General features: G+C 63.8%; 20 protein-coding genes. All 20 read left to right on the top strand.

What is annotated here, in order from left to right:
* Positions 1-322: 322 nt before the first annotated feature.
* The 20 genes from WC683_07290 (at position 323) to WC683_07195 (ending at position 16,855) form a co-directional block, all read left to right on the top strand.
* Entirely contained in the window at positions 323-1,024 is a 702-nt protein-coding gene (locus WC683_07290) for a hypothetical protein (protein ID MFA4972401.1), read from the top strand.
* Positions 999-1,298: a GIY-YIG nuclease family protein gene (locus WC683_07285; GenBank protein ID MFA4972400.1), complete on the top strand. Its 300-nt coding sequence runs from the start codon at positions 999-1,001 to the stop codon at positions 1,296-1,298. Before WC683_07290 ends, WC683_07285 begins: the two co-directional genes overlap by 26 nt.
* Positions 1,299-1,329: 31 nt before the next feature.
* On the top strand, positions 1,330-1,737 hold the full coding sequence (locus WC683_07280; GenBank protein MFA4972399.1) for an HNH endonuclease signature motif containing protein: 408 nt from the start codon (positions 1,330-1,332) through the stop codon (positions 1,735-1,737).
* A gap of 21 nt (positions 1,738-1,758) precedes the next feature.
* Positions 1,759-2,391 (top strand): hypothetical protein, encoded by a 633-nt coding sequence (locus tag WC683_07275; GenBank protein ID MFA4972398.1) that lies wholly within the window; start codon positions 1,759-1,761, stop codon positions 2,389-2,391.
* Positions 2,388-3,884, top strand: a complete 1,497-nt coding sequence (locus WC683_07270) for a hypothetical protein (protein MFA4972397.1) — start codon at positions 2,388-2,390, stop codon at positions 3,882-3,884. Before WC683_07275 ends, WC683_07270 begins: the two co-directional genes overlap by 4 nt.
* Positions 3,885-4,108: 224 nt before the next feature.
* Positions 4,109-4,351, top strand: a complete 243-nt coding sequence (locus tag WC683_07265; protein MFA4972396.1) for a hypothetical protein — start codon at positions 4,109-4,111, stop codon at positions 4,349-4,351.
* Complete coding sequence (locus WC683_07260) at positions 4,348-4,752, top strand: hypothetical protein (GenBank protein ID MFA4972395.1); 405 nt, start codon at positions 4,348-4,350, stop codon at positions 4,750-4,752. Before WC683_07265 ends, WC683_07260 begins: the two co-directional genes overlap by 4 nt.
* Positions 4,753-4,968 (top strand): hypothetical protein, encoded by a 216-nt coding sequence (locus tag WC683_07255; GenBank protein ID MFA4972394.1) that lies wholly within the window; start codon positions 4,753-4,755, stop codon positions 4,966-4,968. It begins immediately after the preceding gene.
* A gap of 33 nt (positions 4,969-5,001) precedes the next feature.
* Positions 5,002-5,298 carry a class I SAM-dependent methyltransferase gene (locus WC683_07250; GenBank protein ID MFA4972393.1) on the top strand — a complete coding sequence of 99 codons (297 nt, stop codon included), beginning with the start codon at positions 5,002-5,004 and terminating at the stop codon, positions 5,296-5,298.
* Positions 5,299-5,300: 2 nt separating this feature from the next.
* The gene (locus WC683_07245) at positions 5,301-6,572 is read left to right on the top strand and encodes an IPT/TIG domain-containing protein (GenBank protein MFA4972392.1); all 1,272 of its coding nucleotides are present in this window, start codon (positions 5,301-5,303) and stop codon (positions 6,570-6,572) included.
* Positions 6,569-6,871, top strand: coding sequence for a hypothetical protein (locus WC683_07240; protein ID MFA4972391.1), 303 nt, complete (start codon positions 6,569-6,571; stop codon positions 6,869-6,871). Before WC683_07245 ends, WC683_07240 begins: the two co-directional genes overlap by 4 nt.
* A gap of 406 nt (positions 6,872-7,277) precedes the next feature.
* On the top strand, positions 7,278-7,904 hold the full coding sequence (locus WC683_07235; GenBank protein MFA4972390.1) for a hypothetical protein: 627 nt from the start codon (positions 7,278-7,280) through the stop codon (positions 7,902-7,904).
* Positions 7,905-8,080: 176 nt separating this feature from the next.
* On the top strand, positions 8,081-8,668 hold the full coding sequence (locus WC683_07230; GenBank protein ID MFA4972389.1) for a hypothetical protein: 588 nt from the start codon (positions 8,081-8,083) through the stop codon (positions 8,666-8,668).
* Between the two features lie 358 nt (positions 8,669-9,026).
* The gene (locus tag WC683_07225; protein MFA4972388.1) at positions 9,027-11,006 is read left to right on the top strand and encodes a hypothetical protein; all 1,980 of its coding nucleotides are present in this window, start codon (positions 9,027-9,029) and stop codon (positions 11,004-11,006) included.
* A gap of 39 nt (positions 11,007-11,045) precedes the next feature.
* Positions 11,046-11,342, top strand: coding sequence for a hypothetical protein (locus tag WC683_07220; GenBank protein MFA4972387.1), 297 nt, complete (start codon positions 11,046-11,048; stop codon positions 11,340-11,342).
* Positions 11,343-12,167, top strand: a complete 825-nt coding sequence (locus tag WC683_07215) for a hypothetical protein (GenBank protein ID MFA4972386.1) — start codon at positions 11,343-11,345, stop codon at positions 12,165-12,167.
* Positions 12,168-12,252: 85 nt separating this feature from the next.
* Positions 12,253-12,762 (top strand): hypothetical protein, encoded by a 510-nt coding sequence (locus WC683_07210; GenBank protein MFA4972385.1) that lies wholly within the window; start codon positions 12,253-12,255, stop codon positions 12,760-12,762.
* The gene (locus tag WC683_07205; protein MFA4972384.1) at positions 12,759-13,676 is read left to right on the top strand and encodes a DUF5309 family protein; all 918 of its coding nucleotides are present in this window, start codon (positions 12,759-12,761) and stop codon (positions 13,674-13,676) included. The genes WC683_07210 and WC683_07205 overlap by 4 nt, the downstream gene beginning before the upstream one ends.
* Before the next feature lie 386 nt (positions 13,677-14,062).
* Positions 14,063-14,413 (top strand): hypothetical protein, encoded by a 351-nt coding sequence (locus WC683_07200; protein MFA4972383.1) that lies wholly within the window; start codon positions 14,063-14,065, stop codon positions 14,411-14,413.
* A gap of 3 nt (positions 14,414-14,416) precedes the next feature.
* Positions 14,417-16,855: a hypothetical protein gene (locus WC683_07195; protein MFA4972382.1), complete on the top strand. Its 2,439-nt coding sequence runs from the start codon at positions 14,417-14,419 to the stop codon at positions 16,853-16,855.
* Positions 16,856-16,872 lie beyond the last annotated feature (17 nt).

Below are 16,872 nucleotides of genomic sequence, written 5' to 3'. Positions count from 1 at the left end.
GACCAGCCGGCGGCCGTGAGGGGCATGTACTGTTTTACTGTCCCCCCTCTTCTACCCTTTTACTAATTATTAAATACATAATAAAAGAGTAGAAAAGGGGGGACAGTAAAACAGTACAGACGGCGGCACCTTGGCGCGCGAGAGCGGCGGGAGCGGCATTTGTCCAACCGCACGAAAATCCATGAGCATGAACAGAAATTAATGGGTGCATCGAAATCATACACTTTGTCATAACTCCTCGCCCCGGGCCAGGTTATAACTTTCCTCCGCTGCCCAAAGTGCTGGAGTATGAGGGACACGTTTTTCGTAGGAGGACTCGAAAATGAGCTCGTGCGTCGATTGTGACTCACCCCTGACCCCCGGGCAGGAGAAGCAGAAGCGCTGCTACCGGTGCCGTGTGCTCGCGCGCAAAGCGAAAGCGGGCTACGTGGGGGAGTTCTGCCGCACCTGTACTCGCCCCCTGGACGAGGACCACGACAAGAAGCCCGATGGATCCTGGTACAAGACCTGCTGGGAGTGCCGTGCGGCCTGTGCGCGCTATCGTGCCGCGCACCACGCGGAGCTCACGGCCAAGCGCCAGGCGCATCCCCGGCGCATGTGCATCTCCATCGGCTGCAATCAACCGGCCAGCACGAAGAGTCGCTTCTGCCGTTACCACGTCGATCACAAGCGCAACCTCTCGGCCGAGGGGTACGAGATGATGCGCTCGGACCGCTGCCCCGTGTGTGGCGTGACCGGGCCCGCGCGGACGGACCTGTGTCCGCCCTGGTGCCCCACCTGCTACAGGGCCATGCATGTAGCACAAACGCAAGAACCCGGCGATTTCCACGCCCGTGAGGTCGCCTGGCTTGATGCGGAGTTGGCCAAGATTCATGCCCAAGCTGAACGACCCGCGGACGCGTGCTGCGCTGGCATTCTGCAGCCAGTGGGCGGATCAGCGGCTGGAGCTGCGGCGGCAGCCGGTCCAATGGTACGAACCCCTGCCGGAGATCCCGACGGTGTACCTGCTCCTGGACAAGGATGATCAGGTAGTCTACGTCGGCCAGACACAGAACCTCCGCGCGCGCCAGCGGCAGCACAACATGTCCGCCAAGACGCAGAAGCTCGACCACGTGGCCGTCGCGTGGTTCGACCCGGGCATCCCGTCGCTTCATACACGTCTCGTCGTCGAGTCCATCTTGGTGGTCACCAGGTGTCCAGTGGGTAATTCGGCCTTGCTCTTGAAGATCACGAAGAATAATCAACTTGCAGAAATCCGTTATGCACGAAAGCCTCGTTTGAAGAAACGCCCCGCATAAACAGCCGGTGGAGGAGAGAAAGCCAGCTGTCATGACCGAGGAAGAAAAGAAGGCCAAGAAGCGAGAGTACAACCAGGTCTACCGCGCCGCACACCGTGAGGAGTGCCGAGCGCGCTCTCGTGCTTTCAATGCCGCCCATCGTGAAAAATACCGGGCCGCCTCCCGGGCCCACTACGCTACGCATCGTGATGAAGTAAGAGAACGGGACAGGACCATCCGCCGCATCCGTGGCTGGGCCCGGTGGTTTGATGGATGTGCCCGCTGCGGCTGCCAAATTGATCCGGTGGCCCTGGAGCTTCACCACCGAAATCCGGGTGAGAAAGAGGTCGAGCCTGGGAACGCGACCAGCTGGAAGCGCTGGTTCGCCGAGTACCTCAAGTGCGAGGTGCTCTGCTCGAACTGCCACCGCATCGTGCACAAAGAGTTGAAGGCCGCATAGCCCGTTCCTGGAGCCATAACCGTGACCGCCCCCCGGAAGCAGCTCATGAGCAAGGTCCAGGCTCGCGGTCTGTCGGTTACGGCGCAGGAGGCAGACGCGTTCCCGTTCGACCACGCGGACATCCTGATCGCGGAGGGTCTGATCGCCGGCGCGCGCAGCCCGGCTGAACTCGAGGAGTTCACGGGCCTGAAGGCGGCGGCGATCAAGGAGCGGCTGCTGGACAGTACCCGCTCGGCCTGGATCAGCCGGCAGATTAGCAAAGCGGTTGAGGCACGGTTAGGTCAGGTCATGGGCGCGGTTTACGCCCGAGTTCTCCGGAACGGAGATCCGCAGGCTGCTCGCCTGCTCCTTGGACAATACGGCGCTCTCTTGAACCCCGTCGCACGAAAAGAGGTCCTGCACCTGTCGATGGACCTGTCGCAGCTGACAGATGCAGAACTCAAACAGTTTATAGCGGAGCACACGCGAGGGCAGCATGGCGTACAGACGGCTGGAAGCGCTCCTGGAGCTGCGGCTCCTGCGGGAAGCAACGCCGCTGCGCCGGCGCCGGTTGTGGTCGAAGCCCAATTCGAGGTACACGAGGGCGGTCCTGCGGGACAGGGCGCAGTTCCTGATCCGGTTGGTGGGCGAGGTCCACAAGGCGGTGAAGCGTGACCAGCGAACGCGAGAATCTGCTCCTGCTGGCCCAGGCCCACGCTGAACTGGCCGCGCGCCAGCGCACGTGCCCGCTCGCGCACTTCGAGCCGCACAACGGCCAGAAGCCGGTCTACGTCTCCCGGAAGCCCATCGTCATCGTGCTCGCCGGGAACCGGTACGGCAAGACGCACGCGCTCGTCGCTGGTGCGCAGGCCGCTGCCCTGGGCTACCGGCCATGGGAGGTGGATGGGTTTGAGCTGGTCCGCGACGGGGACAAGTGGGACTTCCCGCCCCGCGCAGAGATGCCGGCTGCCAGTTGGGTACGCCGGTGGGACGGGCTGCCGATTGCCGTCCCGAACAAGATCTTGATGGTCTCCGGGCTGTCCCTCGCCCGTGGCATCGGTGAGATCATCCAGCCGAAGTGGAATGCGCTCTGGCCGCAGAAGGTGGCCTTCAAGCCCTACCTCGGCTCGCTCGGCACCTGGAACAAGATCCTGCTGCCCAACGGCTCGGAGGTGTACTTCGGCAGCGCGCTGCAGGAGAACCTGGCGTTCGAGGGGTTCGCGTCCGACGCCATCTTCCTCGACGAACCGCAGCCTCGCCGCGTGTTCACGGCTGTGCGCCGCGGCACGATCGACAACAAGGCCCAGGTGACGTGGACAATGACCCCCCTCGGGGACGCCAACATGGCCTGGGTGGCGGCTGACCTGATCAACAACAACAATCCTGATGTTGAAATAGTCCGGGGCTCCTCGTATGACAACCCACACGTGGACCGCGACTCGCTTGACAAGTTCTTCAGCGACCCATCTCTTTCACCAGAAGAGCGTCGGGCGCGGATGAGTGGTGAAATCGCGGCGCTTGGCCGGCGCATCGTCACCACGTTCACGCAAAGTTCGATCATCGAGTCCTCCTCCCTCCACATCCCTCCCGAGGTGCCCCGGCTTCTTGTTGTTGACCCGCACCACTCGCGCAAGCCGTTCATGATCTGGGTCGCAGTTGAGGATGGTGGCGAGCAGCTGACCATCTACCGCGAGTGGCCCGAAGAGGAGTTCGAGAAGATCGGCCCCAGCCAGGTGACGCTCGATGTCCTAAACGGCGTCATCAAGACGGCCGAGGGCCGGGAGAACATCGTCTGGCGCATCTGCGACCCTGCGTTCGGGCGCCAGAAAGCGAAAGTGCTCGGCACGCAGTTCCCCTCGTTCGTGGACGGGATGAGCGAATACGGGTTGACATTTGATACGCGTGTTGACAACGACCTCGAGCGGGGCATCCAGACGCTCCGCGACGGCTTCAAGATCAGCTCGACGACCGGCCGCAGCCGCATCCTTGTGTCGAGCAACTGCCACAACGCCATCCGCGCGCTGCAGTTCTGGTCGTACGAGGACGCGGAGGCTGGCGAGATGAAGCCCAGCGAGGCGTTCAAGGATCCCGTTGACTGCGTCCGTTACGCCGCTATGTACCGGCTCCCGCGTGAGATCGAGAGCTACAGCTACATCGATGAGGGCTGAGCACTATGCGCCCCGCATCCGAGTTTGTGAGGATTATTGATCCGCCCGCAAGGCTGCAAGAGCCATTCGTCGAGCTAACAAAGCCTATTCCCGTGCGGTGGCTGCGCTTGTACTTTGGCGGGTTCCCTTCTCTGATGCCCGACATACGGGCACGTCTTCGGCTGCAGCGCCGCCTGCGCAGCGCAGCGGCCGGACGAGTTGTTTGCCTGCCCAAATGAGGACTAATGTGCCTGACACTCTTTGTCACGGGGCTGATCATCGACCTATTTTGGACGGTGGCAGTTCGTGCGGCGGCACACCGTCAGGCGATGAGGGCAGCGCTGGCGAGCCTGATCCTGGCGGTGATACAGCTCGGGCTGACCGTGGCCGTGTTCGAGTCCCCGGTGGCTCGATCCATCCCCGGCGTGGCTTCCTTTGCGCTGGGTTCGGCTTTGGGGTCGTATGTAATTGTGAGGTACGGTAAATGAGTCGCATCGAAAACACCTGCGCCCGTCACTGGAAGTACCTGCTTGTTCTGTCCATCGTGCTCATGGTGGGGTGTGCGCTTACGTCCTTTCAACCGGACGGCACGCTTGTTCAGTCCGGGCAGGACATAGTCCCGGGCGTGTTGCCGGATGGCTCGGCGGACGTTGTCGGTGCCGTTGTTGACGCGGCGCAGGAGCAGGGCACGGCCATCGTCAGTGCCGCGACCAGTGGCAACTGGCTTGGCCTGATAGTCGCGGTCCTCGGCTTTGGCAGCGCGGTCGTGGGTGGGGTTGCTGCGCGGCGCGCGTATCGCAAGCGGCAGGCTGGGAAGACGATCTTGGTCCCGCCGGTGAGCATGACGCGGACGGCCGAAGAGGCAGCCGCGGACGGCGAGGTGAAGTAGATGGACACCCGCAGCGCCTGGGAAGTCGAGCAGAGCCTCGCGAACTCCCACGCCTACCCGTGGGGCTGGTACACGAGCGAGGATCTTGCGCTGCTGTCCGAGGCCGCCAAGTCCGCGGTCCACGGCACCTGCGAGGGTGCCCTGGTCGAAATCGGCGTGTACCGCGGCTGCTCGGCGACAGCGCTCGCGCGGCAGCGGCAGGAGCGGCAGCTGTAGCTGATCGACACCCTCGAGCTCGCCGGCGCGTCCGTGGCCGACTGGCCCAAGGGCGAGGGCATCATCCCGCAGACGTCCCCCGACCAGATGGACGTGTTCCCCGCCCACCTCTGCTTGCTCCACCACGACGCGGACCACGGGTTTGCCGTCGTGCACCGGGACCTCGAGTTCTGGGGCAAGCTGGTGCTGCCCGGCGGGATCATCGCCCTGCACGACTATCATGAGCCCACGTACCCCGACGTCAAGGCGTCGTGGGAGCAGTTCAGCCTGAAGGACAAGTTCAAGTACTGGGGCCGCGGCCACTCGGTACAGATATTCGAGCGGATGTAGTCATGCCCACCGTCATCACGAGCACCGTCAAGCCCGATGGCACGGGTGATTACCTCACCTTGCAGGCGTGGATTGCCGCGAAAGCCGAGAACCTCATCACCGCCGACCACATCCAGCGTGCGGTCGTCTACTCCGGCGGCAACCTCGGCGATGGCGGTCGGCTCCTGATCTGGGAAGGCGGCGGCTGCTACTCCGACTTCGAGCACTATTGGGAGATTGTCGTCGCGGACGGTCACGAGCACCAGGGTGCCTGGGACACGGATTACGCGTACCTGTCGGCGACGGGCAATTACGCAATCCACCTGATGAACAACGTCCTGCACATCCGCGGGCTGCAGGTTCAGTCGACGTCGCACATCGCGTGTTACGCGCCCAACATCGGCGCTGGCGGCCACGCGTCCGGCTTCATCGCCGACCAGTGCATCCTCCGCAGCTCGGCCGGCTACGCGATCGCTGGAGATGGTGTGGGCGGCCAGACGCACAAGTTTACGCACTGCCAGATCGTCTCGACGGCGACGGGCAGCATCTGCGTCTACCTCCGCGGCACCGGTTCCGTGGCTGAGTTCTACAACTGCACGCTCATCGAGCCCACGGCCAGCGGGTCGGTGGGCTTCTACGTCTACGACAACGCCACGATCACGAGCAACAACAACTACATCCACGCCGTCGACTGCTACCAGAACGCCGGGGCTGGCGGCACCCTGAACCAGGGCGCGAACGACGCGACGTCCACGGCCGAGGCGACGACCGAGGCCCTGCGCAGCGTGCCGTTTGATGTAACGCAGTTTGTGTCCGTGACCGGAGACTACGACCTGCACATCATCCCGGGCTCGACGCTGCGCGCGACCGGCGCCGACCTGAGCGCGAGCATCGGTTCCTACGACCTTGAGGGCGACACCCGCCCCGAGGGCACCAGCTGGGACATCGGCGCGGACGAGATGACGGTCACGGTCACGTCGGTTGACGCAGCCAGTGGTCCGGAGGTCGGCGGTACGGCCGTCACGGTCTACGGCACCAACTTCACGGCCGGGTCCGGCGTGACGTTCGGCGGGGCAGCAGCCACGGACGTCACCGTTGTCAGCGCCACCGAGATCACCTGCACCACACCCGTGGGGGCAGTTGGTACGGCGGACGTTGTTGTGACCGGTTCGGGTGGCGAGGCCGGCACGCTTGCCGCGGGCTATGAATACGAACAGACCGTAACGTACCCCGCCCTCGTGGACCTGAGATTCCGAAGCTCGCCCCTCAAGTTTCGCCGCAGGAGAATCAGATGAACACCCGCCAGCGCATGGCCGAGCTGCAAGCGCAGCTGCACAAGGTCCAGCTCGCGGACCGCGACAATATCGCGAGCACGGTAGACGACATCCTCGTGCGCCTTCACGCGCAGGCCCTTGAGCACCGGGCCGCCCGTGCGGACGCCTATGCCCGCCTCCGGTCGGAGCTGGGCAAGTGGGAAGCCGCCCGGCAGCAGGTCGAGGCGCGCCTGGCCGAGCTCACGGCGAAGGTCGCGGAGCTCCAGCGCATCGTGAAGCCAACCCTCTGGCAGCGGACCAAGTCCTTGTTCGGGAGGTAGCTGATGGTCGCCCCCGAAAAGCGCCGAGAACGTAAACGCCTCTGGCAGCGGGAGTACAGTCGTCGGAACCGAACACTGTTGTGCCAGAAGACCCATGACTACTACCTCCAGCACCAAGAGCAGAAGAGGGCCTACGACCGCGCGTATCGTGCGGCGCATCCGGAGAAAGTACTGCCCCGGATGTACCAGCGCCTTTCTACACGACAGGGGCGTTTTCACGCGAATAAGTGTCGGTGTGAGCGTTGCCGTGAAAAGGTGGATTTTAATATCCTGGTCTGGCACCATCTTGACCGAAACCGCCGCAACAATCAGATGGACAACTTGATATTGGTTTGCCCAAACTGTCATGCGACCATTCACTATTACACCGGGACCGGCTGCTGGAGTCAAGTAAAAAGGATGCCGCATGATAACAGTTCTGTGGAAGCCGCCTGAGATCGCAGAGTGTGATTGGCAGGCGTACCGGGGGTGTTGGACCAAGATCAACGGGGGCTTCGTCGTTGAGCGGCCGGACACCCCGTTCGCCCGGCAGCAGGCCTGGGACTGCCTCGCCCGCGACGAGCGCATCGTTTGGTGCATGCCCCACTTCATCCCGTCGACCAGCTTCCTCGACGAGCTCGACTACTGTCAGAAAGAGGGCTACGAGATTCTGACGCTGCGGATGTTCGAGGCCGTCTTCCCGCCTCACGGCATCCGTCCGGCGCTGTGGACGCCCACCGAGGACGTGTCGCGCGCCCTGGTCGTGTTCCAGCTCAAGAAGCTGAACCTGCCCAGCGCCAAGGTAGTGGACGACTTCTGGGCTTGGCTGGGCCGTGGCCGGCCGCGGGTCGCGCACCACGGCCAGACCTGGGCCGACGACACCGCGCGCAGCACGCTCGGCACCGTGTACCCCCACATGTGGGGCCCCGGCGAGCTCGGCCTCAGCGGGCCGGTCATCAGTGGCGGGACACACTGGTGGGACCGCGGGGAGATGCTGAAGCGGTGGCGTCAGGCTGTTGAGGGCTGGAGCTGCTGGCTGAGGAAACATGAATGAGCCGCTATCGCCTCGTCCTGAATACCCTCTGCCAGCGCCGGCCCAAGCGGCTGCAGCGCACCCTCGAGTTCTGGACGCAGCAGGCCGGCACCCACGTCATCCTGTGCCCTGACCGGCCCACGCCGGAGGTGGCCGAGGTCGTGGACGCCTGGCGCGCCCACCCCGACGTCACGGTCGTGCGGCCGTCCGTTCCGGTGCTGTCGCCCAAGCACGGGCAGCAGTGGACGCAGGTCCGGAACGAGTGCTTCCAGGCGTTCGACGACGCGGGGCACACGGCCGAGTGGAGCGCCAACTTCGACGACGACTGGATCATGGGCCCGGGCTGGGAAGTCCTGGACGACCTGTGGACCCGCCCGGACGTCTGGTCCTGGCGCGCCGTCTCGCTCTTCGTCTGGGACGTGCACGAGAATGTCAACGTCCTGCAGTACCACTCGAGCCCGCTCTTCGGCCGGTACGCCACGGGCTGGCGCCGGGACCCGAAGATGACCAATCAGATCATGATGCCGGTCGAAGCCGCGGTCAAGTGCCGCCCGGCCGCCGAGCAGTACCTTCCGTTCTACCTCCTGGACTACGGCACCGTGACCGAGTCCGAGCGCCGCTTCCTCTTCAACGCCTGCGCCAACGCCGGCAAGCAGGACCGCTACACGACCAAGTACGTCGAGCCGCCGGCGCTCATGCCCCTCTCGGAAATCCTGACCAAGTGGCCCGCCCCCCATGACTTCGAGCGTTGGCAGCTTGGCTTTATTCGCGAGAACGACAGATAGATGGCTTTCAAAGATCATGCACGAGCTGCGGAGTACAAGCGAGAATATCGCCGCCTCCATCCGCGGTCCAAGGAGAAAGTGGCGGAATATAACCGCAGTGCGTATGCCCACATGTCATGCGAGGTTCGCCAGGCACGGAGCCGGGACAAGTATGAGCGGAGGCGGAGGCTGTTTGATCACCTGAAAGTAATTGAGGGGTGTGCTGTTTGCGGGTATCGAAAGTCAGCAGCCGCCCTGGAGTGGCACCATCGAGACCCCGAGCTCAAGGATTTTGAGCCCGGGCAGATTCTGCAACGAACATGGGCGCGTGTGCTCGACGAGTTAGACAAGTGCGTGTGTCTGTGTGCTAACTGCCATCGTGAGCTACACGCGAGGGAGCGCAAACATGCCGCAGCGTAGTAATCCGTTGTCCATTGACGTCCTGGGCGAACTCAACTGGGACGGTTTCGAGAAGACCTTCTCCCAGCTCACCAAGCGGATCGACAAGGATGACAGCGCCCGGCAGGAGTGGGCGGGCAAGATCCAGGACATCGAGCGCCAGCTCCGCGGGAAGGAGCCGCGCAACAACAAGCCCTGGCCGCACGCGACTGAGATCAGCATCCCGCTGACGAAGAAGCTCCTTCGGCGCTGGCTGCCGGTCATCTACAACCTCGTCGCGTACGCCGACCCGGTCTGCCACTTCAAGGCTAACGACGCCCAGGCCGCGTCCTTCAACGCCAAGGTCGAGGACTTCTTCACCTGGCTCGTCCGCGACTACATGGACGAGACGCTGACCGAGGTCCAGTTCCTGTGCTACGACATCGGCGCCAAGGGCATGGGCTACCTGGGCGTTGGCTGGGACTACCGCACCGAGCTCGAGTCCCGCGTCGTGCCCGTGGACAACATCTTCCCGCAGGGCCTCCCGCAGGACCTGGGGCAGATCGTGCAAGCTCTTCAGCAGCAGTATGAGATCGAGCAGCCGACGAAGGAGCTCCTGGCCGTCGCGCAGAAGATCGCCCAGGGCGCCAAGTTCGTCCGCATCAGCTACCGCAAAGTCATCACCGACAAGCCGCAGATCGTCCGGCACGACCCCCTCTACGTCATCGTCCCGCCCGAAAGCGGCGCCGCGCACGAGGCCGAGTACGTCTGCCTGGCCCACGAGTTTACGGCCAGTGAGCTCCGGCAGCGGGCCTTGGACGGGTTCTTCGACAAGACCGCCGTCGAGAAGCTGATCGAGGCCGCGGGCAAGACTGCTGAGGGCAACGAGAAGCGCCGGTTCGACCAGGTGGCCGGCTCCAACGCCCAGCGCGACAAGCAGAACATGGCGGGCGTCTCGACTGATCGGGACGGCAAGCCCTTCAAGGTCTACCAGGTTTACTGCAAGCTGGACTACAACGGGGACGGCATCGACGAGCGCTGCGTCCTCTGGTACTCGCCGTTGGGCGCCATCCGCCTGGCCCTGAGCCCGTTCGTCTTCAGCTTCCCCTACTGGCCGGTCTTCCGGTTCGACTACGAGAAGGTCGACCGCCGGCCGTACCTCTCGCAGGGCATGGGCGAGCAGCTGCAGGCGCTCCAGTCCCACTACACCAAGCAGTTCCGCGCGACGGACGACGCCATCGACATCCAGCTCGCGCCCGTCTTCCAGCTCCGGAGCTCGAGCAAGTTCCAGCCCCGGACGATCAAGTGGGGCCCGGGCAAGTTCATCCCCGTGACCGAGATCGGTGACGTCGCGCCCGTCGAGAAGAGCCCGTTCAATCTGTACCAGTACGTCCAGAACCGCGGCGAGACCAAGTCCTTCGCCGAGGAGATGGTCGGCAGCATCGACGCCGCCCTGGCCAGTACTGGTAAGTCTCTCGAGCGCCGCACCGCATTCGAGGTCCAGGCCGTCTCCGGGCAGATCGAGGCCGTCCAGGGGATGGACAGCGCGATCTTCCAGCAGACCATGGCCAAGGTCTTCCAGTGCGTCTGGCAGCTCTGGATGGACCTCGGGCCGGACGTCGTCTACTACAACGTCGTCAAGGAGCCCTTCCCGCAGCTCTTCCGGAAGTCCGAGCACAACTACAAGTTCCAGCTGACGCCCGCGGGCACGCCCGGCAACACGAACCGGCAGGCCGAGCTCGGGCGCACGCTCAACATCGTCCAGATCCTGGCGCCGACACCGGCCGGGCAGATGCTCAACTGGCAGTTCATCGCCGAGCGCATCGCCGGCCTGCTCGATCAGCGCCTCGCCAAGCAGATTATCCTTCCTCCTCCGCAGCAACAGGCCCAAGGTCTACTGCAGCAAGCCGCCGCCCAGTTGACCCAGGGCAATTACGACGACATTTTGGGCATGGCCAGTGCCGGGGGCGGCCCGGCGTAAGCCGGTGGCACTGGTCTGCCCTTTTTTCAAGGAGTTCCGATGACCGCCCAAGAACTGAGGCAAAAGCTCGACGCTCTCCCGACCGACCAGGACCGGTTCGACGTGATCCGCGCGATCACCGACGCCGGTCACGCATCCGACTACGGCGCCTACGTGGAGATGATGCTGAAGGATCGTGAAGACCAGTTCATCGCCGTCCTCAAGCGCCTGACCAACAGCAACGAGGCCGCGTGGAATCTGATCGGCCGGCTGCAGGGTCTCGAGGAGATCCGCACCGTGCTGCTCCAGAAGTTCGTAGCCGACGAAACGGAACAACCTCAGCAGGAGACCAACTAGATGGAACCAACGCCCCAGACCCCCCCGACCCCTCCGAATCCCCCGGCCGACCAGCAGCAGGCGCCGCAGGAACGTGGGCCCTCGCCCGCGGAGAAGCGCATCGCCGCGCTGTACGGCCAGTACAAGCAGGAACAGGAAGCGCGTGCGCAGACCGAAGCTGCGAACGCCGAGCTCCAGTCACAGCTCTCTCAGCTGTCGCAGGAGGTGTCGCTCCTGAAGGCCCAGCGCCTCCAGGCCGCGACCCCTTCGTCCGACCCCTTCGCGCCCAAGCCCGTGGTCCCGGCTTCTTCCGGGCAGGACGTCGAGAAGGTCATCCAGGCGACGGTCGAGCGAGTGGTAGGTCCGATCGTTCAGGAGTTTCGGCAGAAGGAGCAGAGGTCCGCGCTGCAACAGGGACAGCAGGCATCCCTTCTTCGGGCGGCCAACGAGTTTCCGGAGATCAAAGACGCGACCTCCGAGCTCGCCCGCCTTGCCGACCAGATCTGGAAGAGCGACCCGCACTTGCAGCAGCATCCGCAGGGGCCGTACTTCGCCGTTCTCGCAGCCCGTGGGGCTATGGGGCCGGTGATGAGCGCGACCCAGCAGGAGCAGCTGAAGGTGGGCGCGGCCCAGATCCCGGCCGGCTCCGGGCTGCCTGGTGTCGGAAACCCTCATGCCCTCGAGATCGCGGCGTTCGAGAAGAAGATCGCGGATCTCGGGGACGATCTCAAGTTTGGCCGCGGCGATGCTGCCAAGAACTGGGCGGAAAAACGAGACGCCATCCTCAAGCTGGCGCAACTTAAGAACGACCCGAATCTTGGAGTGCTCGCCAAGCGCCGCACGTAATAGGAAAGAAACATGTCCGTTCTTCAAACGTGGGAGGCCTAAGGGGGCTTTCGTCCCACTACTAGCTGGAAACTCGAGGAACCAGATGAACATCTTCAAAGTGGCCTGGCTGGCGGGAATCGTTGATGGCGAGGGGTGTATAACCGCTCGTGTTAGTCCCGCGGGATTCCGTTTTATCCCAACAGTCGCGGTCGGAATGACGCATCTGGAGACTATGCACGAGGTCCAGCGGATTGTCCACGATCTGACCGGGCGCAAGTACCGACTCTATCAGTGGCAGGACAAACAACATCACAAGACCTGCTACAAGATTATGGTCGGGCGCAAGGCCGCTGTGGTCAAACTGCTGGAAGCAATGCTCCCCATTCTGGTCACCAAGCGACGACAGGCGGAACTGCTTCTGCGCTTGGCCAGCGCGCCGCACATGTATCACGGGCGCGGACCAGCCAAACAATATGAACCGTGGGTAGCAGACGTCGTAGCCCAGATTCGTACTTTGAACCATCGTGGAATCGCGAACGAAGCCCCAACAGGGGAACGTCGAGAGACTGAACCCAGCGCTCATCAAGAGGAAGAAACAGTCCACGCTGCATAGGGCAGTTAGACGAAATCACCGCCGGCACGCTCAACACCGGCAAGTCCACCATCGTTGAGGACCTCCAGGACGCCATCTACAACGTGTCGCCCTTCGAGACGCCTCTTCTCTCCCGGCTTCAGCAAGTCGGTGTCGACAACCGTTACCCCCAGTGGCTGGTCGACAGCTACGCGTCCGCCGCGACGAATGCCCACGCGGAAGGCATCGCGCACACGGCGCAGGACCAGACGGTCCCGACTCGGGCGGTCAACCACGTCCAGCTCTTCTACAAGGGCGCCGCGATCTCCGATCAGGAGCGCGATGCCGCGCACGTCGGTTACGCTGACCCGTTCGTGTACTACGAGGGCAAGAACATCGTCGAGATCAAGCGGGACATGGAGCTCGCGATCGTCGCCGGTTCGGCCGTCTCGGGTGACACGGACACGGCCAGCCAGATGGCCGGCTTCATCAACTTCATCAGCACGAACAAGACGACCACGACGAGCATCACGCTCACGGAGTCGGTGTTCAACGACCTGCTCGAGCTCACGTGGGGCAACACGGCCCAGTTCCCGAGCGAGGTGTACGTCGGCGCGAAGTTGAAGCGGACCATCTCCCTGTACGCCACGAAGAACACCCCCTTCCTCTCGGCTGACGAGAAGAAGCAGATCCTGACGACGAATCAGTACGATTCGGAGTTCGGCGTTCTGACGGTGTTCCTCCACCGCGACATCCGCAGCAACATGTCGATGTCGGACATCCTCGTCATCGATCCGAACTGGTTCGCGACGGGCTGGCTCACGCCGCTGCGCCGGGAAGTCCTGGCTCGCGACGGCCTCCGTGACCGCTACCAGATGTCGGCTGCCTGCACGGTCCTCTTCAGGAACGAGAAGGCGGCCCTGTGCGGTCGCGCGTACTCGCCCTACATTGCGTAGGTCATGACCGTGGGGGGTTAGTCGCCCCTGCGTCAAACTCGCCGGCGGCCTCAGCGGCGTGAACGCACCGAAAGGTGCCTGGGGCCCACATTGACAACAAACAGCTATTGGGTGGGGATCAGCTGTATAAACCCCCCACCCCACATTTTGTCATCCGGCAGGAGTAGGGCCTGGCCTGTTGATCCCTGTCGCTGCCCCGGGCCACGGTCTGGGGCTTTTCTTCCGCCGCCTGGAGAACCGCCCATGGAGCTTCACGAAGGTCTACAACGCCTCGAGCAGGTTGTGCAGTGCATCCCCCTTTTCGGGAAGCGCGCGTACTTCATGCAGGGGCTGCAGCGTGTCAAGGAAGAGCTCATCCGTCTCACCCATGAACTGGAGGCCGCCCGATGCCGGACAACGCCCACGCCGGTAACATCTGGATCAAAGACCAAGCAACCGACCGCGAAGTAGAGCGGATCATCAAGATCTGGATCCGCGACCGGCCGCAGCACGCCGCCGCGTTCTACGAGATGGTCAAGCGCGAGTACGAGACGTTGTTCCGCTCGAACGGCATGTCCAAGGACGGCCAGTTCGCATACCGCGGCCAGATCCCAACGGACGTTTTCATCATCCTCGAGCGCATGTTCCCGGGCTTCCTGAAGACACCGCGTGGCCTGATCAAGGTCCACAACATCCTCATGGAGGAGTTCCTCCCCAAGCCCGACAAGAAGTTCCACATCATCAGCCGCAAGGAGTAACCGATGACTGCCGCCCCGCAGCCGTATACCCCCAAGATCCCGATCTCTCTTGCACTCATCGCCAAAAATGAGCGCGCTCATATCGACGCGTTCAACCGGAACGTGCGCTCATTCCTGGTGCACAAGGACGACGAGATCGTCCTGGTCGACACCGGGAGCGTGGACGGGACCGAGAAGCGCGCCCGCGAGCTGGGCTGGGTCGTCCACTACCATCCCGAGTTCACGGACCACGAGCTCCTCGAGAAGGGGCGCAAGTGGCTGTCGGCCGAGAAGTTCGCCAAGTACAGCGACCAGCCGCACTTCAAGGGCGGGGTCATGCGGGACTTCGCCGGCGCCCGCAACCTGTCGTTCGAGCTCGCCAAGAACCCCATCTGCATGTGGTTGGACCTGGACGACATCGTCATCAACCCGGCCCCGCTGCGCCAGCTCGTCGACGACCTGTTCGGCAAGCACTCGGGCGCCATCTTCCTCCGCTACGACTATGCGCACGACAAAGCCGATGGCGCCTGCACGGTCAGCCACTGGCGCGAGCGCGTCATCAGCAAGGTTGACTGGAAGTGGGTGGGCCGCTGCCACGAGACGCTCATCGCCCAGCGGCCTGAGCTAACCGTCGCCCGGGACCCCAACTTCCCGACGTTCGTCAAGCACGAGCACGCCCGCGAGAGCGGCTTCAGCGACCTGCGCAACTACATCATGATGCGTGGGGAGCTCGAGGAAGCCGCGGCCAAGAGGGAACCGCCGGACCCCCGGACGGTCATGTACTACGCCAACGCCTGCCGGGGCATCCACGAGGACGACGAGGCCCTGCACAACTACCGCTGGTTCCTCAAGCACAGCGGCAGCCGCGAGGACATCATCCACGCCATCCTCAACATGTCCTACATCTTCGAGCAGCGCGGCCTCTACTGGACGGCCATGGACCCGCTCCTCGAGGGCGTCCGCGTCAACCCCCAGGACCCCCGGCTGCACTACCAGCTGGCGTTCCTGTGGAACAAGTTGTGCCACTGGAAGAACGTCCTGACCGAGCTCCAGCTCGCCGAGGCCTGCCCGCCCCACGACACGCTCCACGCCGTGAACCCCTCCTGTGACAGCGGCTTTCAGCCTGGCGTCCTGGGCTCGATCGCGGCCCGTGAGCTGCACATGCCCGAGCTGGCCGTGAAGTACGCGGAGATGGCCTACCGCGAGCGGCCGAACCTCCCCAACGCCCGGGCGGCGTACGAGGACTTCGTGCACTGGGCCAGCGCCGAGGACTACGCCCAGAAGCTGCAGCAGATCCTGTCCGTGGCCCCGGACAAGGTCGAGGCCGCCAAGCACGTCATGATGCCGCCGCACTGCCTGCGCTTCGGTATGGGCACGCCTGAGAGCGAGGCCTGGACCACGGGTCGGAAGACCCTGGCCATCTGGTGCGGCTCGACGGCCGAGCACTGGGGTCCGGATCCGGCCAAGACGGCCATCGGCGCCAGCGAGAAGATGGTCGTGGAGCTGGCCAAGCGCCTGGCCAAGCACATGGACGTGACCGTTTACTGCACGCTGAACTGTGAGCCGGGCATCTACGACGGCGTGAACTGGGCCTGGGCTGCGGCCTACAACCCCAGCGTCTACCGTGATTTTCTGATCATCTGGCGCCGGCCGGACGTCGTCGAGAAGTACAACCTGCGCGCCGGCAAGATCTTCGTCTGGATGCACGACGTGGGCACCAACGGTGTCTGGACCCCGGTCGTGCAGGCCCGGACGGACAAGGTCCTGTTCCTGTCGAAGTTCCAGCGCGGCATCCATCCGGCCCTGCCCGAGGAGCGCATCTACTACACACGCAACGGCATCGACATCGCCCGACACATCTACGCCGGCGAGGTCAAGAAGAAGAAGATCGTCTTCTGCAGCTCCCCCGACCGTGGCCTGCAGACGGCCATCAAGGTCTTTCAGGCCTCGGGGCTGGCCGAGAAGGGCTACGAGCTGCACACCTACTACGGCTTTGGCCGCACCTGGAACCGGATTGCCGTCGAGGGTGAGTACGGCTTCGTCCCGGACGTCAACGCCGAGCGGCGCCTGTTTGAGTACGAGGACGAGTGCAAGATCCTCATGGCGACCACGCCCGGCATCGTGGACCACGGCCGCGTCACCTGGCAGCAGATGGCTCAGGAGCTGAAGGAGGCCGAGGCCTGGCTCTACCCCACGCGCTTCGACGAGATCAGCTGCGTGGCCGCGATGGAGGCCATGGCCGCGGGCTGTAGGCTGGTCGCGACGGACCACGCCGCCCTGGCCGAGACGCTGGCCGGCTACCCGTCCTGGACGAACCTGGCCAAAATCCCCCGGGCCGAGTGGGGCATTGCGTTGGCCGAGGCCCTGGAGCTAAAGCACGACCCGGCCGCCTGTGCCGAGTTCGCCCAGAAGTTCGATTTTGACCCCCTGGTCGAGCAGTGGGTGCGAGACCTGTTTCTATAGGGTACGCTTTGGGCCGA

This window comes from bacterium, assembly GCA_041648665.1.
Classification (GTDB): domain Bacteria; phylum UBA10199; class UBA10199; order 2-02-FULL-44-16; family JAAZCA01; genus JAFGMW01.
This window is presented reverse-complemented; position numbering and strand designations above follow the sequence as displayed.